16 protein-coding genes are annotated in these 19912 nt (G+C 55.5%); 8 read left to right on the forward strand and 8 right to left on the reverse strand.

Going from position 1 to position 19912, the window contains the following annotated elements; all coding sequences use genetic code 11:
- The first annotated feature begins 156 nt into the window (after positions 1–156).
- A complete protein-coding gene (locus H7849_RS00240; protein WP_186743454.1) occupies positions 157–1356 on the forward strand; it encodes a DUF481 domain-containing protein in 1200 nt (399 codons plus the stop codon).
- Positions 1357–1390: 34 nt separating this feature from the next.
- Here H7849_RS00240 and H7849_RS00245 read toward each other — a convergent pair whose 3' ends face one another.
- Positions 1391–1963, reverse strand: coding sequence for a c-type cytochrome (locus tag H7849_RS00245; RefSeq protein WP_186743455.1), 573 nt, complete (start codon positions 1961–1963; stop codon positions 1391–1393).
- A gap of 275 nt (positions 1964–2238) precedes the next feature.
- Here H7849_RS00245 and H7849_RS00250 point away from each other — a divergent pair, with 275 nt between their 5' ends.
- A complete protein-coding gene (locus H7849_RS00250) occupies positions 2239–2985 on the forward strand; it encodes an outer membrane protein (RefSeq protein WP_186743456.1) in 747 nt (248 codons plus the stop codon).
- A gap of 56 nt (positions 2986–3041) precedes the next feature.
- On the opposite strand, the gene H7849_RS00255 is transcribed toward H7849_RS00250, so the two are convergent.
- A complete protein-coding gene (locus tag H7849_RS00255) occupies positions 3042–4565 on the reverse strand; it encodes a fumarate hydratase (protein ID WP_186743457.1) in 1524 nt (507 codons plus the stop codon).
- Between the two features lie 126 nt (positions 4566–4691).
- Here H7849_RS00255 and H7849_RS00260 point away from each other — a divergent pair, with 126 nt between their 5' ends.
- A complete protein-coding gene (locus tag H7849_RS00260; protein ID WP_432756515.1) occupies positions 4692–5711 on the forward strand; it encodes a YpdA family putative bacillithiol disulfide reductase in 1020 nt (339 codons plus the stop codon).
- Between the two features lie 66 nt (positions 5712–5777).
- Entirely contained in the window at positions 5778–7673 is a 1896-nt protein-coding gene (locus H7849_RS00265; RefSeq protein ID WP_186743458.1) for a sensor histidine kinase, read from the forward strand.
- Here H7849_RS00265 and H7849_RS00270 read toward each other — a convergent pair.
- The 3 genes from H7849_RS00270 to H7849_RS00280 all read right to left on the reverse strand — a co-directional run bounded on the left by H7849_RS00270 (position 7670) and on the right by H7849_RS00280 (position 11358).
- On the reverse strand, positions 7670–9784 hold the full coding sequence (locus H7849_RS00270) for a chymotrypsin family serine protease (RefSeq protein WP_186743459.1): 2115 nt from the start codon (positions 9782–9784) through the stop codon (positions 7670–7672). The two genes, H7849_RS00265 and H7849_RS00270, sit on opposite strands and share 4 nt — an antisense overlap.
- Before the next feature lie 138 nt (positions 9785–9922).
- Entirely contained in the window at positions 9923–10201 is a 279-nt protein-coding gene (locus H7849_RS00275) for a hypothetical protein (protein ID WP_186743460.1), read from the reverse strand.
- 146 nt (positions 10202–10347) lie between these two features.
- Complete coding sequence (locus tag H7849_RS00280) at positions 10348–11358, reverse strand: zinc-dependent alcohol dehydrogenase family protein (protein WP_186743461.1); 1011 nt, start codon at positions 11356–11358, stop codon at positions 10348–10350.
- A gap of 128 nt (positions 11359–11486) precedes the next feature.
- Between H7849_RS00280 and H7849_RS00285 the strand changes: the two genes are divergently transcribed.
- A complete protein-coding gene (locus H7849_RS00285) occupies positions 11487–11687 on the forward strand; it encodes a hypothetical protein (RefSeq protein WP_186747931.1) in 201 nt (66 codons plus the stop codon).
- Positions 11688–11768: 81 nt separating this feature from the next.
- On the opposite strand, the gene H7849_RS00290 is transcribed toward H7849_RS00285, so the two are convergent.
- On the reverse strand, positions 11769–12653 hold the full coding sequence (locus H7849_RS00290) for an NAD(P)-dependent oxidoreductase (RefSeq protein ID WP_186743462.1): 885 nt from the start codon (positions 12651–12653) through the stop codon (positions 11769–11771).
- Positions 12654–12848: 195 nt separating this feature from the next.
- On the opposite strand from H7849_RS00290, the gene H7849_RS00295 reads away from it, so the two are divergent.
- The gene (locus H7849_RS00295; protein WP_186743463.1) at positions 12849–13082 is read left to right on the forward strand and encodes a hypothetical protein; all 234 of its coding nucleotides are present in this window, start codon (positions 12849–12851) and stop codon (positions 13080–13082) included.
- The gene (locus H7849_RS00300; RefSeq protein ID WP_186743464.1) at positions 13083–13484 is read left to right on the forward strand and encodes a putative toxin-antitoxin system toxin component, PIN family; all 402 of its coding nucleotides are present in this window, start codon (positions 13083–13085) and stop codon (positions 13482–13484) included. It abuts the gene before it with no gap.
- Positions 13485–13743: 259 nt separating this feature from the next.
- Here the strand turns inward: H7849_RS00300 and H7849_RS00305 are convergent, their stop codons facing one another.
- Together H7849_RS00305 and H7849_RS00310 are read right to left on the reverse strand one after the other, a co-directional pair.
- A complete protein-coding gene (locus tag H7849_RS00305; protein ID WP_186743465.1) occupies positions 13744–15336 on the reverse strand; it encodes an OmpA family protein in 1593 nt (530 codons plus the stop codon).
- A gap of 170 nt (positions 15337–15506) precedes the next feature.
- Complete coding sequence (locus H7849_RS00310; protein ID WP_251106509.1) at positions 15507–16157, reverse strand: response regulator; 651 nt, start codon at positions 16155–16157, stop codon at positions 15507–15509.
- 302 nt (positions 16158–16459) lie between these two features.
- On the opposite strand from H7849_RS00310, the gene H7849_RS00315 reads away from it, so the two are divergent.
- Entirely contained in the window at positions 16460–19843 is a 3384-nt protein-coding gene (locus H7849_RS00315; protein ID WP_251106510.1) for a TonB-dependent receptor, read from the forward strand.
- The last annotated feature ends 69 nt before the right edge of the window (positions 19844–19912 follow it).

Below are 19912 nucleotides of genomic sequence, written 5' to 3' on the forward strand. Positions count from 1 at the left end.
TTTGTGAAAGCAGACAACTGCATATCGCGGTATCATGCCCATGAGACATGTTGGTCATACTGCCTTGTCCTGTAGTTGCATCAGAGAAAGTAAGTTAGGCCCAAACCCGGATTTACGTTTCGCAGATGTAAAAAATTCTTCAGGAGCAGGTTCCGTATGCTGAATCTCACTCGCCGCTTTGCGCGGCATGCGACCCTTCCGCTGGTTGCGATGATCTTCTTCTTGTCCGCCATACATTTGTTTGCCGACGACAAGCCGCAACCTGATGTGATCATTTTCACGAACGGCGACCAGCTTTCCGGAAAATTCGTTCAGGCGATCGGCGACACCGTGAGCTTTCACAGTGACATCGTCGGCGACATTACCGTTGAATGGAGCAAGATCAAGGAACTGCACACGGCTCAAAAGATAGCTGTGATCGAAAAGAGCGTTCAGATCAAGCACCACCAGATTCCGGCCAGCGTCCCGATCGGCACCATATCGGTTGCGAATGAGCAGATCACCGTGCAACCAACGACCAACGCGACGATTGCGCCGATCCCCATCAAGAATGCGCAATACGTCGTCGATCAGGCGACTTTGAATAAACAATTAGTCGGGCATCCCGGGTTTTTCCAGGCTTGGAATGGATCAGCCACCGCAGGGCTGACGCTTGTTCAGGCCACTCAGAACCAGTACTCATTTAACGGAGGCGTTGCCCTCATGCGTGTCGTGCCAACCGTTAGTTGGCTTGATCCGCGCAACCGTACCACCATCGACTATTTGCAGTCCTATGGAAAGATCACCGAGCCTTCGTACATTGACGCGAATGGCAACTTTGTCCCCTCTACTTTTACCAAGAGTTCGATATTCCATGCCGATGCTGAACGGGACGAATATGTTTCGCCCCGGTTCTACTTCCTGGGCCAGGTAGCTTTCGATCACAACTACAGCCAGAACCTCGATCTGCAACAGATCTACGGTGGTGGCATCGGTTACACGGTCATCAAGACGCCGAAGCAGGAACTCGATGTAAAGGCAACAGTGCAGTACGAGCGCCAGGCCTTCTTCAATACCGTGACGAATGAGAATCAGAATTTGATTGGTTCAACTTTTGGCGGCTACTACACGCTCCACCTGCCCAAGAGCATCCTCTTTACGCAGCAGGTCCAATACATCCCGGCGTGGAATAACACGCGTGCCTATTCAGTTTCGGAGACCGATGCCCTCGTCTTCCCGGCGTATAAAGACTTTGGCTTCCAAATCGGCACACTGGATACATATCTGAACAACGTGCCGCTCGCATTTCCGCCGACGAAGCGCAATTCGTTCCAGTTCACGGCAGGCGTGACGTACACGATCAAGTCGGCCTACTAGCGCCGAGAACCGGGCGTGATCAAATCGCGCCCGGTTATTTTGTCTCCGGAACAGGTGGAAGCGCCTGGGCGGCGGGGGGGTCGAAATTCAACGGTTGCTTCAGCAGATCGAGCACGCCATTGGGAAGCGGCTTGTCTGCATTCGCCAGCAGCAGCGTGACCTGCCACATCTGCGTCTCGTTCAATACCCCTTTAAACGACGGCATCCCTGTAAGCCGAATGCCGTTTTTGACCTTCCAGTAAGTCTCCCCGGGAGGATCATCGCTCACGCCTACAACTCCGCTCCCATGCGGTTGCCACAGCTGCGGGGCATTGGGATACATATGATCGGCATACGGCGTGGGGCGTCCATAAAGCCCATGACAGGCGGCACAATTCTCGCGGTAAATGTGCACGCCGATGAGCATATTGGTCTCGCTGGCCGACATCGGCGGCGTCTTCGGCATTTCACGCTCAATGCGAGCGCCCAGCGGAGTGCGCACAATTTCCCTCTCCAGCGGAAATGGCAGATCGAGTACAGCAACCGGAGGACTTCCGAAGCGAAAGTAGAAAAAAACGCAGGCGGGAAGAATCAGCAGCCCCAGAATCAGCCCGAGTAAGAATTTCATGCAGGTTGTGTCCTCAATGCCAGAGTTGGATGCAGACAGACCCTCTTAGGAAATCAGGCGGACAGCGATCACGCAAGTGATTTGATGGTCTCATGCAACATTCTCTCGTTCTGTATGGAAGAACAAGCTCCCGAAAATGTGCCTGATTGAGTCAATAACTCATTGGTGCAATAGAATAAAAAGAGCTTTGGCCTTAGAGACCCGTATCTGTCTTTTGCTAGGAAATACGACTGTCTCAATTTTTGTTTCGCCCGGCAGTGGAGGCATTCAGGTTCATGTTTCGTTCCAACCGTTTTTACCCGGTTCTGGCAATCACAATTTTTTCTTTGGCCGTGCTTCAGACGCGAGCGCAGCAAACCACATCTCAACCGCAATCGACTGAGCAGACGCAGCCGACACAAACGTCGCCGCAGGAGCGTGCTCAGGTACTGCGCCAGGCGCAGGAGAGGGTCAAGGCTCGCCGGAAACTGCGCGATCAGCAGACCATCCAGGATACGTACACGCACAAATATGAGGCGTATTTCGGCGGAAACTACCTGCGTTTCCATCCGGGCGATCATCTGCAGCGCATCAATGAAAAAGGCTGGCATGCAGGCATCACCGACTATGCCTTCGGTAAAATCGGCATCACCGTCGATGGGCGCGGATACTACGGGACGACCTACACTGGACCAAATCCCTACGGCGTTTACCAGCCGAGTATCAGCCAATACACCTTTATGGGCGGGCCAACGGTTCGCTTCTTCGAAGGCGTCCATTGGGCATGGACGGGCCACGTCCTGGCTGGCGTAGGTCATGGCAATTTCGGCACCGGCACCGGAGGTCTGCCTCCCGAGCTGATCGGCCTCTATAGCGATGGCAACGCCTTTAACCTGACGGCCGGAGCGTCAGTGGATTACAACCTGAGTCCGACATTGGCGGTACGCCTGACCCCAAGCTATCTGATGAGCCGTTATGGCGGGTCCACGCAGAACAACCTCGGCTTTACCGCAGGTGTTGTCTGGCGCTGGGGAAGGCAGTAGCTTGGCTGCTTAAATAACAAAAGGCCGCGCTGATGTGTGCGCGGCCTTTTGTGTTTCTAGGCAAGAATCGGTACACCACCGAGGCGGGATTGAATCCGCGCCTGCCATTCCTTCGGCCCCGTCTGATGCACTGACGTGCCTTTCGAATCGACGGCGACCGTCACCGGCATGTCGGCAACCTCAAACTCGTAGATTGCCTCCATGCCCAGATCCTTAAAAGCAACAATGCGAGAAGCCTTGATGGCCTTCGAAACCAGATAGGCCGCGCCGCCCACCGCCATCAGATAGACCGCGCGGTTATCACGAATCGCTTCGATCCCTGCTGGACCGCGTTCTGCCTTGCCCACCATGCCGATCAATCCCGTCGATTCAAGCATTTGGCGCGTAAATTTGTCCATGCGCGTTGCTGTTGTGGGACCGGCAGGGCCGACAACTTCGTCGCGAACCGGATCGACGGGGCCGACGTAGTAGATAAAGCGATTCCTAAAATCGACGGGCAGCGCTTCGCCGCGATTGAGCATGTCAGTGATGCGCTTATGCGCAGCATCTCTTCCGGTCAAAAGTTTGCCATTGAGCAAAAGCACTTCACCCGGCTTCCACGTCGCTACTTCATCGCGCGTTACCGCGTCCAGATTTACACGGCGAGCGGTGGAGGTGTCATAAGTGAGTTCTGGCCAGTCTTCAAGTGACGGAGGATCGAGCGCCACCGGCCCTGAACCATCGAGCACAAAATGCGCATGCCGGGTAGCGGCACAATTCGGAATCAGTGCGATGGGCAAGTTCACGGCATGCGTCGGATAGTCACGAATCTTTACGTCAAGCACGGTCGTAAGGCCGCCGAGCCCTTGTGCTCCGATGCCAAGCTCGTTGATCTTCCTGTACAACTCAATCCGCAGCTCTTCAACCCGGTTTTGCGGACCGCGCTCCATCAGATCCTGAATATCAATCGGCTCCATCAGCGCCTCTTTGGCCAGCAGCATCGCTTTCTCAGCCGTCCCGCCAATGCCAATTCCAAGCATTCCCGGCGGGCACCAGCCCGCGCCCATCGTTGGAACGGTCTTCAGCACCCACTCAACAATTGAATCCGATGGATTGAGCATGACAAACTTCGACTTGGCTTCGGAACCGCCGCCCTTGGCCGCGACGATGACTTCAACTTCGTCGCCCTTGACCAACTGCACGTTGACCACCGCAGGTGTGTTGTCGCGTGTGTTCTTGCGCGCTCCCGCCGGATCCGAGAGAATCGAAGCGCGCAGAATATTGTCGGGATGCAAATATGCCCGGCGCACGCCTTCGTTCACCATCTCTTCAACGGTCAACTCGGCGTCCCATCGCACCTCCATCCCGACCTTCAGGAAAACCGTCACGATGCCCGTATCCTGGCAGAGAGGACGATGGCCCTCGGCGCACATGCGCGAATTGATCAGAATCTGCGCCATCGCATCTTTCGCTGCAGGTGACTCTTCGCGCTCGTATGCCTTCGCGAGGTTGGTGATGAAGTCCTTTGGATGGTAATAACTGATGTACTGTAGCGCGTTCGCGACGCTCTGAATCAGGTCTTCCTGCTTGATGGCTGCCATGAAAGCTTCGAATTCCTCTGCTCTTTCAGGATAAACGAATTACTCTTCATCCATCTTCGGTGTTAACCTCGGCGTTGCCCATGGCCAAAAATGAATTTTTCTATCCACTCGATCGTCTAATCTAGAATGATGGACGGCAACAGCCACTCTCCCGAAATTTTTGACGTCCTTGTGATCGGCGCTGGCCCGACAGGCATGGCCTGTGCCATTGAGGCGCAGCGCGCTGGATTGCGCAGCGTTCTGGTGGACAAGGGATGTCTATGCAATTCGCTCTTTCACTACCCCTCTCACATGACCTTCTTCACTACTCCCGAGTTGCTGGAGATTGGCGACATTCCGTTTCCAAGTGTGAACCAGAAGCCCGTACGCAATGAAGCCCTGGAGTATTACCGCAAGGTGGCCGACCACTATCAGCTCGACATTCGCCAATACCAGAACGTCGATTCGATTTCTGGCGCAGACGGCGATTTTCGCGTACACGTCACCGATCGTTTCGGGCGCAAGTTCGCTCATCGTGCGCGCAAACTTGTTGTTGCCACGGGCTACTACGACTTGCCGAACTTTCTCGGCATCTCCGGTGAAGAGCTGCCGAAGGTCCATCACTATTACGATGATCCTCACCCTTACTACAATCTCGATGTGCTGGTAATCGGGGGCAAGAACTCCGCTGCGATTGCGGCGCTCGACCTCTGGCGTCACGGCGCGCGCGTAACGCTAGTGCACCGCGGACCGCGCATGCACAGGCACGTGAAGTACTGGATACTTCCTGATATTGAGAATCGGATCAGGAATCATGAGATCACCGCATATTTTGAGAGCAACGTTGAGGGGATTCGTGAGGACTCTGTCATCCTGAAGACGCCGGAAGGTTTGCTGACGATCAAGAATGATTACGTCTTCGCCATGACGGGATATCATCCGGATTTTGATTTCCTCACGGCGCTCGGCGTCGATCTTGAGGGCGAGGACCGTTGTCCCGCATGCGATCCAAAGAGTCTCGAAAGTAACGTGGCCGGCATCTATCTTGCGGGCGTCATCATTGCCGGCGAAAGGACCAATGAGATCTTCATTGAGAATGGCCGTTTTCATGGTCGTCAAATCGCATCAGACCTGAAGGAGAAGCTCTCAACTCCCGTGAGAGCATAAACTGAATAGTGCTTTCTCCCGTATGCTGGGCGAATCGAGCGCAAGCGTAACCGGTCCCTTGGAACTATGGCTTTATTCCGGCCTCGAACAATCCGCGGTCAGTTGATTGCGAGCCTCGTGCTCTTCGAGCTGCTGGTGCTCGCTGTCTTCGCCGTCTTTCTTGTTCGTGAACAACAGAAAGAGCTGCAACAGCGCGTCGACCGGCGCCTGGAGTACCAGGGATCCCAGCTGGCGTTTCACGCGGGTGCACTGCTTGCCGAGAACAAGACAGAAACACTTCAGACCCTCGTCAACTCGATGCTGGATTTTCCCAGCATCGGGAGTGTACAAATCACCGACCTTCAGGGCGTCACGCAGGTCGGTACCGGTCCTTCGACGAAGGGAACGCTGAGCCTGACATCAGTCGAGCGCAACTATCTGCGCAGCCTTGATAAACCCACGCTCTTCACGCTCAAGGATAACGTCCGGGAGATCGTCGCACCGGTCAAGGTGAACGGTAGGCTGGAAGCTCTGGTCTGGATCTATCCCAATGAAGACGCAGACCGTTTACAGCTCCATTCATTGCTGCGCATCACGCTTTTTTCCGCCGTGGTAGCCGTACTTGGCTGCACGCTGCTGGCGACATTCATGGCGCGCACAATTACAAAGCCGCTGAATGTTCTTATGCAGGCCACGCGGCAGATCGTGCGTGACCCCGAGGACACATCCTCATTTCCGCTCCAGATTTCTTCGACGAATGAAGCCGCCGACCTCACCATGGCCTTCAACATGATGGTCACCTCCATCGAAGAGCAGCGCGCAGGGTTGAACGATACGCTGGCTCTTCTGGATTCCATGCTGGCCAACGCTCCGATCGGGTTTGCATTCTTCGATCGCAAGTTTCGTTTCGTGCGAGTGAATCAGTTCTTTGCCAGCATGAACCAGAGTTCGATCAGCCGTCATCTTGGCCGCACCGTTTCTGACATCTTTCCGGAATCGGCAGCCAGTCCTATTCGGCACGCGATTGATTCAGTTTTTGAAACAGGAGCACCGGTGCAGGATCTTGAAGTCACCGGAGAATTCGAAGACCATCCCGGACGCGTGCGCAGCTGGCTGGTGAACATCTATCCCGTTCGCACGAGCTCGAATGCAGTGCGCTGGGTCGGAGCGGTGATCGTCGATACCACGCAGCGCCGCAATTCTGAAGACGCCTTGCGCAAGACCGAAAAGCTGGTCGCCACAGGACGTCTAGCGGCTTCGATTGCGCATGAGATCAACAATCCTCTGGAGGCAGTCACGAATCTTCTTTATCTGATTCGCCTGCAGGACTCGCTCTCGGTTGATACCCTGCGCTACGTCGAACTGGCTCAGCATGAAGTAGCTCGCGTATCTGAGATTACCCAGCAGACGCTGCGCTTTTACCGTCAATCTACATTGCCCGTTACCGCAAAAGTCAGCGAGTTGATGGATTCCGTGCTGACCTTGCATCAAGGGCGTGTGAACTCACTTCAAGTCGAAGTTCGGCGCTTCTATGAGCCGGAAGTCGACCTCTTCTGTTTCGCAGGCGAGGTGCGGCAGCTTTTTGCGAACTTGATTGGGAATGCTCTCGATGCCATGATGCCTGGCCCGGGACAGTTGGTACTCAGTGTGCGGCGTTCGCGTTCCTGGCGCGACTCGGATATCGAGGGTGTCCGCGTCTCTGTCATGGACACAGGCTGCGGGATGACAGACGAGGTACGTGGTCGGATCTTTGAGCCGTTTTTCACCACAAAGGAAGCGACCGGTACCGGCTTGGGACTATGGGTAAGCGCTGAGATTGTGCGCAAGCATCACGGTACTGTTCGTATTCGTAGTCGCGCAAGCGTGGATGGTCAGAGCAATGGAGATTTTCGTTCGGGAACTGTCTTCATGCTCTTCTTTCCTTTGGTGCGCGGAGAAGAAGTGCCGGAGGAGAGCCTGCAGGCAAACTCGCAAAGCGTCTAGTGCAGCACGACCGGCTTCATCGATTGCAGGGCACAACTTGATATCGGTCGCGCACCCGCATACTTCGACTTCGTGACATGGAAGCGATGCAATTGCATGTAACGCACGCGCAGGCCGTCCACGGTCGCGGGCATCGCCTTCGCCACTTTGTTCAGATCGACCAAAACCAGCAGAGCTGCTTCCTGAGGATTGTCCCGGCTCTGGGTCACGCCCACCCCAAAGATCGCCGGATCGGCGAGGAATTGCGGAGCGTATGCGCGTGCAATTGCAGCCGCATTGCTGAGCGCTGTCGATGAAAGCTGTATCCCGGCAGTATAGGCGGGAAGCTTCGGAGCGCTGCCGTTCGCGATGCTTTGCGCATCCGTCAGGATGACCGCAGTGCGCACCCCGGCGATGGTTTGCGGGACCATCGTGTTTGGTCGTGTCTTGTCAACGTAGACGGCTACAGCGGCCTCCCCAGGACTGTCCGCGCTCTTTCCGGCTACAACGCCGAGAACGCCTTTCTCGTGGTTCACAATTTCCGCAGCCGCATTCTGTGCCGCGTTCTTTGCCTGCGCGTCTGCAGTTTGCGAAAGTTCAGGGAGCGCAGCCGCAGTCTCTGCATTTTTGTCGTAGTTCAGGCACGTAATCGGATGTCCGGTTTTGCTGCCTACGATGCTCAGCTTCGATCCAGTCTGATTTCCCAGCTCGGTCAGCACATCGCCGATAGGATTGGCGATGCTCAATCCGTTGCCATTCCCGTCCGTCCCTCCAGCGTAGAAAAGTCCAACCGGTTGAGCATTGGCCGCATCAAGAACGAGCGAGCCCGAATCGCCGCTATCGGAAAAGCTGTCGCCGCCAATGCCGATCTGCCCTGTGAATGTCTTGGTGTAATAAGGCTGGGTCTCGGCACAATCCTTGTAGTAGTCAACTTTTACCGCGAGATTTACGCTCTCCACCGTAGAGCAGGTCAGTCCCGTGGTGCGGCCGCTCTTAACCACGCGCAATCCATCAAGGTTCTCCGCATTCAAGGTCTCTCCGTTGCCGGAGACAGGAGGAGCAGCATTCAAAGATGCGCCGATTCCACCTCCAGTCTGCCCAAGCTGCAGAATGCTGCCGTCAGAATTGATAGCGCCCGGTGTCACCGCGGCGAGCGCGGCATCGACATTCGATTCATTGGTCGCAAGCGGCACGAAATAACGCAGCGTGCCAATTGGCCGAACCGTCGAACCTTCCTGGCTGAGAGGACGGCAAGCATCGTCAATCAGGCCGGGTTGATCAATGGAGTCGCCAATTCTCCCCTGATCAGATTCAGCCAGAACGTGATTGTTGCTGAGGATGAATTGACTGTGCTCCGTGTCTTCTACCAGCGCGCCGAGCGTTCCACCGCAGCAATCGGCGATGTAGCTGTTGCCCGCGGAATCCTTATAGACATCGTAATCGCCGTCATTGCTGCCCGAAGCTCCCAGCGCGATCAACCCGTTTTGCGCCGCCTGATTGATCAGGGCGCTTGAGTTGACTCCCGCAGTATTCAGAAGCACATGCAGCGTTGTTCGCGTATTCGTATCATTCACACTTGCAGTGATGTGTACCGACTGCGATCCCGAGAACGTGCTCGGCGCGGTGTAGCTCATCTTGCATACGGTGTACTGCTGCTTTCCGTGCTGACAGTTCGGCTGGCTCAGCGTTCCCATCGTGCCGTCACTCAGGCTCCAGCGCACCGTGCCGGCGTCGACCTCGGCAATCTGCGCTGAAACCTCCAATGTTCCACCCGGCGAGAGCGCAGCGTTTTCCGGCAGCAGCGGCTGAAGAAATCCCGGCGTTACCGTGATCGTCTCGCTTGCGGTTCGCGAAGGATCGCTTTGCAGATGCGCCGTTACTTCAACGGGGACGCTGTCTGCGGAAAGTGCATTGGGAGGCGTATACAGTCCCGTGGCATCGATCGATCCCGCGCCCAGCGGAGTCCCATTATGCGCGGTGCTAACTGACCAGTTCACCGCCGCTGATGCGCCATCTGGCATCGTGGCGCTGAGACGCAGCTGTCCAGTCGTCGCAACTGTCGCCGCAGCAGAAGAGATGGCAAACCCACCGCCGCTCGTTACCGGAATCGTCCCGCAACCAGCCGCGAGCATCAGGAGCGATGCGCACGCAACATAGACTCGGCATTTGCAGGAGTTGAACATTCGCAAAGGGGGGAGTAGTCAAAATCTATTAGACAGTCCAACACCCCACTTTGTCACGACGAGAATCGCGGTGTACCGACGCCAGGCTTAAGCGACCGCCCTGGATTCGCCGTCGTTCTTGAGCGAAGCCGTTGCACCGGAAACCGGCACAACCTTCAACTCACCCGATTGCACTGCGTTCATACGCCGTAATTCGCGCCCACTCAGTGGCCGCATGGTGTCAGCAGAATAAAAGACATGCTTTCCACAATCAAGACAAACCTTATACGTCTGTTGTTCTATGGTGAAAGGTCGCGTCTGGTGATCGTGACGGCAACCAAGCAGAATCCCGTACAGAAAATCAAAAAGCGCACGCAGAATATTCATCCCAAGGCCTCTCTCAGTGTCATGGTGAAGCGTGTAAAAATCCCGTTTCACCCAGCGTTCTGTACGCTACTAAGATGCGCCTGCTTCAGAAATGATGCAATTGGGCATTTTTAAAAAATGGTAATGTGAAAAGACTGTAAAAGTAATCAGGCGACGCGGATTACCAGCTTACCGAAATGCGTCGCTGACTCCATGCGGCGCAATGCCTCTGGCGCCTGATCGAAGCTAAATACTTCATCCACAATGGGTTTCAGCTTCATTTGCTCGATAGCGCGATTCATTTCGAGAAAATGAGCGCGCGATCCTACATAAATTCCTTGCACATGAACCTGCTTGTGAAGGATCGGCACAACGTTCACTGCTTCGCTCGTCTGGCTCAGCACGCCGATTTGCGCCACTGTTCCGCCAATGCGAACCGCTTTGAGCGATGGTGTGAATGTCCCCGCTCCACCGACTTCAACAACTAAATCAGCCCCTTCGCCATTCGTCTTGTCGAGCACCCACTTGGCCCAATCGGACGTGTGCTTATAATTCACTCCTGCGTCGAGGCCAAATTTTTCGGCGCGATGAAGCTTTTCATCGCTGCTTGATGTTCCCAGCACGCGCGCACCGAGCGCCTTGGCAAATTGCAGAGCAAAAATAGAAACGCCGCCGGTGCCCTGGATCACGACTACATCGCCGGCCTTGACTCTGCCCGCATTCACGACCGCATTCCATGCGGTCACGCCAGCGCACGGCAGCGTCGCTCCCTCCTCCCAGGTCAAGTGATCGGGAACAGGCACGACGCCGTTCTCGTGCAACACGACATATTCAGACAGCATGCCGTCGACATCGCCGCCGAGCGCACGCTTTTGCTTTTGCGCTGTCGGCGCGCCGTCCAGCCAGTTCTGCATAAAGATGGCGGCAACACGTTGGCCCGTTTTCACCGTGGTTACGCCTTCTCCAATTGCGACAACTTCTCCTGCGCCATCAGACACAGGAACTCGCGGCAGAGACATCTTGGGATTGTAATGACCGAGCGTGACCATCAGATCGCGATAATTCAACGAAACGGCCCGTACCTTCACTAACACTTCGCCCGCTCCTGGTTTAGGTTGAGGCGCCTCGATAAGTTCCAGCTTGTCAATGCCAAATGCAGGAATTCGCCACAGTCTCATGAATTTCTCCACCCCGCGTAACGTAAATTCAACTGTTAGATGTGCGATTCATCCTCCCAGATGCGGTGGTGTAGCGATACCATAGAACTATGGCCAGAGGATGGGAAAGTAAGTCCGTGGAGGAACAAGTGGCAGAGAAGCAGGCAGAGCCGGAGCACATAATCGCTAAACCAAATGCTGCGGCAGAGGCGGCGCGCAAGCGTCAGCGCCAGGAACTGGAATTGCAGCGCGAGCGAATTCTCGATGAGCGCACGTCCAGTCCAGTTCGCCGGGCCGCTCTCGAAGCTGCTCTAACGGAGATTGAGGCACGTCTCGCTTTAATCCCGTAACTCCCACGGTTACTTTAGAAGAGATAGCCATACGCAGGAAAGAGCGCGACGCGTCCGTTAGACCGCGGTTGTAACGCCAAGCTACGTCCTGCGGTGAGAAATGCTGCGGACAAACTGGTAATATCCAGCAGCCCAGTCGCGGTCGCGCAAGCCTGCCTCGCTCGCTCGTTGCAGCTGATCCTGAAAGTGATCTGCAAGCGGGGTTTGCGTATTCGTCGCTGCCGCGGCGTCACGAAAGAGGCGTGTGTCCTTCTGTCCAATGGCAATCGTTGCGCCGGGAGTTTCAGGTGGATGCAGCATCACCTTGGAATACGCCGCGTAAAATTGAGACTGAAACAGTGCGGCGTTGACCGCTTCAATGTAAAGCGCCGGATCGATGCTCTGCGATTCAGCATAGACAAAGCCCTCGCTGAGAGAGGCAATCATTGCGGTGATCAGAAAGTTGCCGCCAATCTTCAACGCATGAGCCTTGTAAGGCTTATCTCCAACCACCGTGATACCCCGGCTGAACGACTCAAGCAGCGGCTTCACTCGATCCACTGCATCCGGTTTGCCTGCAGCCACGATCCAGAGTTTGCCCTCGGCAGCAACATTGGGTCGCCCGAAGACAGGCGCTGCGACGAAATTCTGTTTTCGCGTCGCATGTTCTACAGTGAGTTTCTGCGAAAGCTGCACGCTGATCGTGCTCAATGAGACGTGCACTGCGTTCTCCGGCAATCCTTCGAGCAGGCCGTCACGGCCAAACACGATCTCTTCCAGCGCCGCGTCATCCATCGGCATGGTGAAGACGATTTCACTTGCCTTTGCTGCTTCAGCAGGACTGGATGCAGCCGTTGCGCCTTGTTGCAATAGTGGCTGCAAACTGGATTTTGTTCGATTCCAGACTGTGAGGGAGTGTCCACTCTTAATGAGAAGGCTTGCGATTGCCGAACCCATCTGACCTGTGCAAAGAAATGTGATTCGCATTGTTGTCTCGTTAGATGATGACGCATCTCGACGAGATTTGCTTTTTGCTGAAACGATGAAACCAAATCTCGTCGCGGTGTAGCTCTCGTATTTGGTCCCATTTGCATATTCGCGTTATCTAGAAGTCGATAAAATTCAATGACATCGCCCGACTCAACTTTCCGCGATGCCCTACAATGGATGAAGAGACTGCTTATGCCGAGCCGCAGCACCATCACGATCCATCTCGACCCGCAAACAGCGCGGGCCTATAACGCAGCTCGCGCCGAAGAAAAGCGCAAGATGCAGGCTTTGCTCAGTCTGTGGCTTCAAGAGCTTACGAGTGGAGAGATTCCATCCTTGCAGCAGGTGCTCGATGAGACAGGGCGCAAAGCGCAGGAGCGTGGTCTTACCCCCGAAATACTCGAAGCCCTCCTGAAAGGCGCGTAATTGCGCTGCGTCTTCGATACAAACGTTTTTGTGAGCGCCTTGCTGTCCCCGGAATCAAAGCCGCGTCTTGCGGTGGACATGGCACACGTACAAGGGGAAATCCTTCTTTCCTCCGAAACGCTTCGAGAGTTGTATGACGTGCTAAGTCGCCAACGATTTCGCCGCTACATTGATGCGCAAGACATCCCGCGCCTTCTTGCAGCTTTGACCCATGAAGCGCAGTGGATTGATAATCTTTCACCGATATCGGTTTGCCGTGACCCGAAAGACAACAAATTTCTTTCGCTCGCAGTCACTGGCCGAGCAACTCATATCATCACTGGCGACGCAGACCTGCTTGTACTTCACCCTTTTCGCGGGATTCCAATTCTCACTCCCAGCCAGTTTTTGGAAAAGTGCTGATTCAGTCCAGCTCCGGCTTCGCGCACAGTACACTTGTGTCTCATACCTCTACACACTCAACTCCGCTCGGTGTTCTTCCAGCGAGCGAGGGTTCTCCCCGCGCTTAACACACCGGGGAGTGGATGCGGAACACCTAAAGTCATCTGTACGTTGAGCATTCCGCATTTGGCATGGGGAGCTGACGCAGTGATTTGGCTTCTTGGTGGAGACAAAAAAAGGCTGCCGTTTCCAGCAGCCTCATTCGGACGGTTTAAGACTCTTATTGTTGTTCTGGAGGGTTGGAAACTCCGCTGTTCTGTGCTGTCGGCGGATTGTTCGTTGCTGGTAAAGCAGCATTGCCTGGCGAGCTGGGAGGCTGCTCCTGGACGCCAATCGAGCTGCCGGAAACCACCATCTGAACGCGGCGGTTTTGCGCGCGACCATCATTGGTGGAATTATCCGCAATTGGATCGTTTTTGCCGTATCCCGTCGCGGTGAGCCCTGTTTGTGCAACTCCCTGGCTTACAAGGTAGTCGCGTACTACATCGGCACGCTCTTCTGAGAGCTTCTGGTTGTATTCGTCGGACCCGATGTTATCGGTGTAGCCTTCCACCTGCAACGTCAGGCCGGGATACGCCAGCAGAATGCCGGAAACTTTCGCGAGCTTCTCGCGCGCTTCAGGTTTCAGCGTGTACTTGTTGAAGTCGAATAGCACGTCAGACATGTTGACGATGAGGCCGCGCGCCGACTCACGCGTTGCCAGCACCTGGTTCAACTGCGCCTTCAGGCGTTCGCGTATCTGCTCCGTCTGATCGTTTGCCTGTTGGGTCTGTTGATGGGCGTGGGCAGCCTGCGCTTCGGCTTCGGCGGCCCGTGCTTCCGCGCGTGCGCGTTCTGCCGCCTGCTGGTCCGCTGCCGCTTGCGCCTGTGCCGCGGCTAACTGCGCGTCCTGGGCCTGCTGCTTCGTATTAGCTTCATCTTCAGCCCGTTTCTTGCGGATCGTCATGATGCGAGCATCTTCCGCTGTTTGCACAGCGGCGCGCGCGTAAGTAATCAGCTCTTTCTGGCGGCTCTTGTGATCCTCCAGATCCTGTGCATTCTGCAGACTTTGCTTGGCTGTGGCAAGCGTATCCGAAGCATATTTGTCCGCGCCCGACGCCTCGGCGATCTGCACCGCATTGATCGCTTCATAAAGTTCCAGCGGCCACGCTTCATTGCGCGTAATGGGATTCAGCACCGCATGCTGGCCCGCGGTCTGCGTATAGGCTCCGCGCGGAAGCAGAGAGTAATGTGCATTTACCTGTTCAATAATGCCCTGGGTTTTATCGTTGAGAACAAAGTTCTGCATCACGACAACGTCGCTCGGCATGGTGACCGCATAGTAGGGCTCTGCCGTGATGATCAGGCCAAACGCCTGCAGCGGAGTCGTTACTTCAATCTCATTCTTCGATCCCTGCGGCAGAATCTCGCCGAGGTTGCTTGGGCGCCCTTCCGGAGTAATGGCCCAGAGGACATACGTCAGATATTCAACGCCGAAGCTGTTTGCCGGACGAAGGCCTTCAAACTTCGCGTTGATGACGAGTCGTCCGCGACGGCTCTCAACCACAGCAGAACCTTTTGCTTCGGGCAACAGGCTCGTGCCCTGAAATGCGATCTTCGTGCTCCCGCTGCGATGAAAATAATTCACCGCGGGTATATCGCGGCCTACTACCTGAACTTTGTAGACCGGAACCCCATCGCGCATTTCCGGTTGTGGGTATTGTTTCTGCTGGTCCTGCGGCCACTGTTGAGTTGCCGTAGGATTCGCCTCTTGCGCTAACGCTCCACTGCACAACGCAGAAATGAGGAGAAAAAGTAACGCTCTCTGTTTCATATTATTTTGGTCTCTCCTGGCTGATGCCTTAATTCGCAACTAGCAATTAAGAAGGATGAGAGCAATGGGAAACTGCTCCATGCGCTGCATAGCAATAGCAATGGATGCCAGGGGAGAGGCGTGGGGTGGCCGCGAAAAGGAAGAGAAACGAGAAAAACTCCTGAAGAAAATTAAGAGTCAGAGGCAACCAATTGGTGCTCGATCGCAAACAGGGCTAGCTCCAATCTCGTGGAGACGCCGGTCTTTTCGAAAATATTTGAGAGGTGCCTCTTCACTGTCTCTTCACTGAGTTGGAAATGTGTTGCGATATCGCGATTGCTGGAGCCCTTCACAACGCAACGTACAACCTCCATTTCACGAGGCGTCAATCCATTATTCTTTTTCGCCGGTGGAGGTTCTTCTTTTACCGCAGCCGGCAACGCGTCCGCCAGGCTCGATGCGCGATGGTCACCGATCCAGCACTTGCCCGCAAACACAGCGCGAATCGCAGCCGTGAGGTTGTCTATCAGCGCATCTTTCAGCACCAGGCCGGAGGCGCAAAGTTGCACCGCCTTCATAATTTCCTGCCTTGAAATTGAATTCGTCAGCAGGATCGTCCGGGTTTCCGGTGAGTTGTTCACAATCTCGCGCATTGTCTCAAGGCCAGGCAGATTGAGCGCGAGCAGCAAAATGTCAGGAGAGAGTTCGCGCGTCCGGGAGACCGCCTGGTCGCCGTCCCCTGCCTCTCCGACAACTTCGATTCCTGCTTGTGTATGCAGAAGGTTTTCAACGCCGATGCGAATGACTGGATGCTGATCAGCAACCAGTACACGAATAGTCATGGTCTTGCTGATGTGGGGGGATGCCATGTCTCTCACTATCTTATCTGTTAAACAGCCTGATTACTGCTAAAGAATGCGATTGATATCTCCCGCATTGTTACCAAGGGACGTAATACTTTCGATACCTCGCGCCTTCATCTTCATCCTGCGTTTACGACTTATTCAATGAATATTATTGGTCAGCCGTTATCTTCTGGCTAATGCGAACATACAAAACTGCTGTTTTGCGTATTCTCTACGTGTGCCTTGTTGTGTCTGCGTTTGCTGCGTCTGCCAGGGCCCAATATGAAAACGGAAGTCTGGTGGGAACCATTCGTGATTCCAGCGGAGCCAGCGTTACCGGAGCATCGGTAATTGTAACCAATAAGGCTACAGGAATCGAAAACAAGGTCATCTCTGACAGCAACGGTAACTGGGAAATACCCTCTCTGCGTGTCGGCACCTATCATGTGACCGCATCCATGACAGGTTTTAACACCGCCGTAGCCGACAATGTTGCGTTGTCCGTCGGCACTCGCCAGCGCATCGACCTCACATTGGAAATCGGTCAGGCGCAAGAGACGGTTGAGGTCAACAACGTCCAGTTGCAGCTTGAAACCGAATCCAGCCAGCGCGGCCAGATCATCACGCAGTATCAGAGTACGGCTATGCCGCTTGTGAGCCGCAACTATTCTGACTTTCTCGCCCTGGTCACCGGATCCCGCCAGGCGCCGACCGCTGCAATGACCAGTTCTGTCAACAGCCTCGTCCGTGCCGGTGCTTACAACATCAACGGCCAGCGCAGCATGTTCAACAACTTCCTCCTCGACGGCATGGACAACAACGCTTACGGCGAGAGCAACCAGGGCTTCGACAACCAGATCATCGCTGTTCCCCCGGATTCCGTTTCCCAATGGCAGATCGTCACCAATAACGAGAACGCCGAATATGGACGCTCATCGGGCGCTACCATCAACGTCGCCTCGCAATCCGGCACGAACAATTTCCATGCCATGTTGTACGAGTTCATCCGCAACACCGATCTGAACGCGGCCGGCTTCTTCAAGCCCACTCTCACCGGCACTCTGGGCCCTGTCCCGTTTCAGAAGCCGACTTTCAACCGCAACCAGTTCGGTATGAACTTCGGTGGCCCAATCCTCAAGAACAAGCTCTTCTTCTTCCTCGACTACGAAGGATTCCGCCAGACGCTGAAGCCTCTCGGCGTCTTCACCCTGCCCACTCAGAACGAGCTGAACGGCACCCTCGTCGTCCCAGTCAAGAACCCGATCACTGGACAGACTTATGCCGCCGGTCAGCGTATTCCGGACGGCGCCTTCAATCCAACATCACTGCAGGTCGTCAACTTCTTCCGCCAGATCCCGCTTCCCATTGCCGGTTCGTCCACGACCGGCCTTGCTTCGAACGACTACTCGCTCCTCGTCCCGTTCACCGATAACTCCGACAAGGGTGATCTGCGCCTTGACTGGCAACAGAATGCGACCAGCTCATGGTTTCTCCGCGTCAGCGATCGCAAAGAGACTGGCGTCAACTATCCGGCCATCCCGCTGCCCCTCGACGGCCAGACAAACGGCACAATTCGAGTGCTCGATCAGCAGGTAGCGCTCGGCTACACCCATCTCTTCGGCGCGAACAAAGTTCTCGATGCCCGCCTCGGCCTCTCGCGCACCAAGGCCGGTAAATTCACGCTCTCCATCGGGAACAACTCCATTACCATTCCCGGCCTGCCTTCCAACCCGATCGTAGCCGGCGGCTTGCCATCCATCGGCATTACCAACTTCAGCGCCTTCGGCCGCCAGAGCACGAATCCGCAGTGGCAGGACCCGGCTTTGCTCGATCCCAAAGTCAACTTCACCTGGGTGAAGGGCCAGCACTCGCTGAAGTTCGGTTACGAATACGAACACATCTGGATGGCAGTCAACGACAACAACCCTCTCTACGGATCGTTCGGCTTCACCTCCGATTACACCAACACGACCACCGGATCACCGGTTGCCGACAACTACTGGGCCGACTTCCTCTTCGGCATGCCATCCTCGTACGCCTTGGCAAATTACTACGTCGCTCATCTGCGCTCCACGATGGACAACGTCTACGCGCAGGACGACTGGAGAATCACTCCGAAATTCACCCTCAACTACGGCCTGCGCTGGGAATACGGCTCGCCCTACTCCGAGGAAAATAACAACATCTCGAACTTCGACCCTGTCTCCCAGACGGTGCTCACCCTCACGCCCGGCGCAGTTGCGGGCAATGGCATCACGCCCGTCCACGGCAGCGGAGTCTACGGCAGCACCCTCGTCAATCCCGACCTCACCGACTTCGGACCGCGTATCGGCTTCGCTTATTCGCTCGATGACAAGACAGTCGTTCATGGCGGCTTCGGCATGAGCTTCGTCCACTACACCCGCGCCGGCTCCGGTGACATCCTCGGCATCAACGCTCCGCAAGCGCAGTTTGCTTCGGTCGGATCGCAGGCAGTGGCGCCATCGGCTGCTTCTCAGTGCCCAGTCGGTGCGCCGGCTACGAATTGCTTCGTTACCATCGATCGCGGTTTCCCCGCCTCGCTGACAGTCTTCAACAAGGCGACCGACAACATCACCTACATCCCCAAAGACACCAAGGACAGCTACGTCGAGAGCTACTTCCTGAGCGTGCAGCGCCAGCTCGCAAAGAATATCGTCTTCGACGTTGCCTATGTCGGCAATCACGGCGTAAAGCTGCAGGGCTTCCTCAACGCCAACCAGAAGAACCCCAATGCTGGGTTCGCCCGTCCCTTCAGCCAATGGCCGTCGGACATCACCGCTGCGGTCAACGCCTTTTACTCGCACTATGATTCACTGCAGGCCCGCTATGAGCAGCGCTTCGTCGGCGGGTTGACGCTCCTGAACTCATTCACCTGGCAGCACTCGCTCGACAACGCCAGCGCTTCGCTCGAAGGCAACACACCGTCGCCGCAGGATGGCAACAACATCAGCGCCGACTATTCGCAATCGGACTACAACCTGCCCATTGCGAACGTCACCAGCCTGGTCTATGAGCTGCCCTTCGGTCACGGCCGCGCCTATCTTTCCAACACCAACGGATTCGTCGACGCGGTTCTTGGTGGCTGGCAGGTCAGCGGCATCAACACCATGCAGGCTGGCACGCCGTTTAACATCACCTATTCGCCCAGCGCGGCTAATCAGGTCTCGCAGCAAATCACAGCCAGCTATCGCGGAGCCAACCTCTACCGCCCGGACCGTGTTCCCGGTCAGCCTCTGATCAAGAAAACGAAGCTGCCCGGCACCGGATACGTCCAGTACGTCAACTATGCCGCGTTTGTCTTGCCGCCAACCAAGGACGCAGCCGGAAACCTGCTCAGCCCCTTCGGCAATTCCTCGCGTAACCCGGGACGCACTCCGGCCTTCTACCAGACAGACCTCGCGCTGAACAAGAAATTCAACCTGCCCGTTGAGAGCATGAAGCTCGAATTCCGCTCCGAGTTCTACAACTTCTTTAACCACAGCAATTACTACCTGCCGAGCAGCGGCCTCGGTGGAACGCTCGGTACAGCCAGCTCTGCATTTGCGCCGGGAGCAACTGTCCCCGTCAGCGCAATCACAGGCGGCACTCCTAGCAGCAATGGAGTGATCACCAGCACCTTCCAGCCACGCATCATCCAGTTCGGCCTAAAGCTGACTTACTAAGGTTGCAAATCGCTTTTCATGGGAGCAGCAGGTCGGCTCCCATTTTTTTTGCGCTCCCTGTACATTGAA

The organism is Alloacidobacterium dinghuense (assembly GCF_014274465.1).
Classification (GTDB): domain Bacteria; phylum Acidobacteriota; class Terriglobia; order Terriglobales; family Acidobacteriaceae; genus Alloacidobacterium; species Alloacidobacterium dinghuense.

Bases quoted from the DNA above. Each gene is read 5' to 3' on its own strand.
- H7849_RS00240 (WP_186743454.1), top strand. From the start codon at position 157: ATGCTGAATCTCACTCGCCGCTTTGCGCGGCATGCGACCCTTCCGCTG.
- H7849_RS00245 (WP_186743455.1), bottom strand. From the start codon at position 1,963: ATGAAATTCTTACTCGGGCTGATTCTGGGGCTGCTGATTCTTCCCGCC.
- H7849_RS00250 (WP_186743456.1), top strand. From the start codon at position 2,239: ATGTTTCGTTCCAACCGTTTTTACCCGGTTCTGGCAATCACAATTTTT.
- H7849_RS00255 (WP_186743457.1), bottom strand. From the start codon at position 4,565: ATGGCAGCCATCAAGCAGGAAGACCTGATTCAGAGCGTCGCGAACGCG.
- H7849_RS00260 (WP_432756515.1), top strand. From the start codon at position 4,692: ATGATGGACGGCAACAGCCACTCTCCCGAAATTTTTGACGTCCTTGTG.
- H7849_RS00265 (WP_186743458.1), top strand. From the start codon at position 5,778: ATGGCTTTATTCCGGCCTCGAACAATCCGCGGTCAGTTGATTGCGAGC.
- H7849_RS00270 (WP_186743459.1), bottom strand. From the start codon at position 9,784: ATGCTCGCGGCTGGTTGCGGGACGATTCCGGTAACGAGCGGCGGTGGG.
- H7849_RS00275 (WP_186743460.1), bottom strand. From the start codon at position 10,201: ATGAATATTCTGCGTGCGCTTTTTGATTTTCTGTACGGGATTCTGCTT.
- H7849_RS00280 (WP_186743461.1), bottom strand. From the start codon at position 11,358: ATGAGACTGTGGCGAATTCCTGCATTTGGCATTGACAAGCTGGAACTT.
- H7849_RS00290 (WP_186743462.1), bottom strand. From the start codon at position 12,653: ATGCGAATCACATTTCTTTGCACAGGTCAGATGGGTTCGGCAATCGCA.
- H7849_RS00295 (WP_186743463.1), top strand. From the start codon at position 12,849: ATGCCGAGCCGCAGCACCATCACGATCCATCTCGACCCGCAAACAGCG.
- H7849_RS00305 (WP_186743465.1), bottom strand. From the start codon at position 15,336: ATGAAACAGAGAGCGTTACTTTTTCTCCTCATTTCTGCGTTGTGCAGT.
- H7849_RS00310 (WP_251106509.1), bottom strand. From the start codon at position 16,157: ATGACTATTCGTGTACTGGTTGCTGATCAGCATCCAGTCATTCGCATC.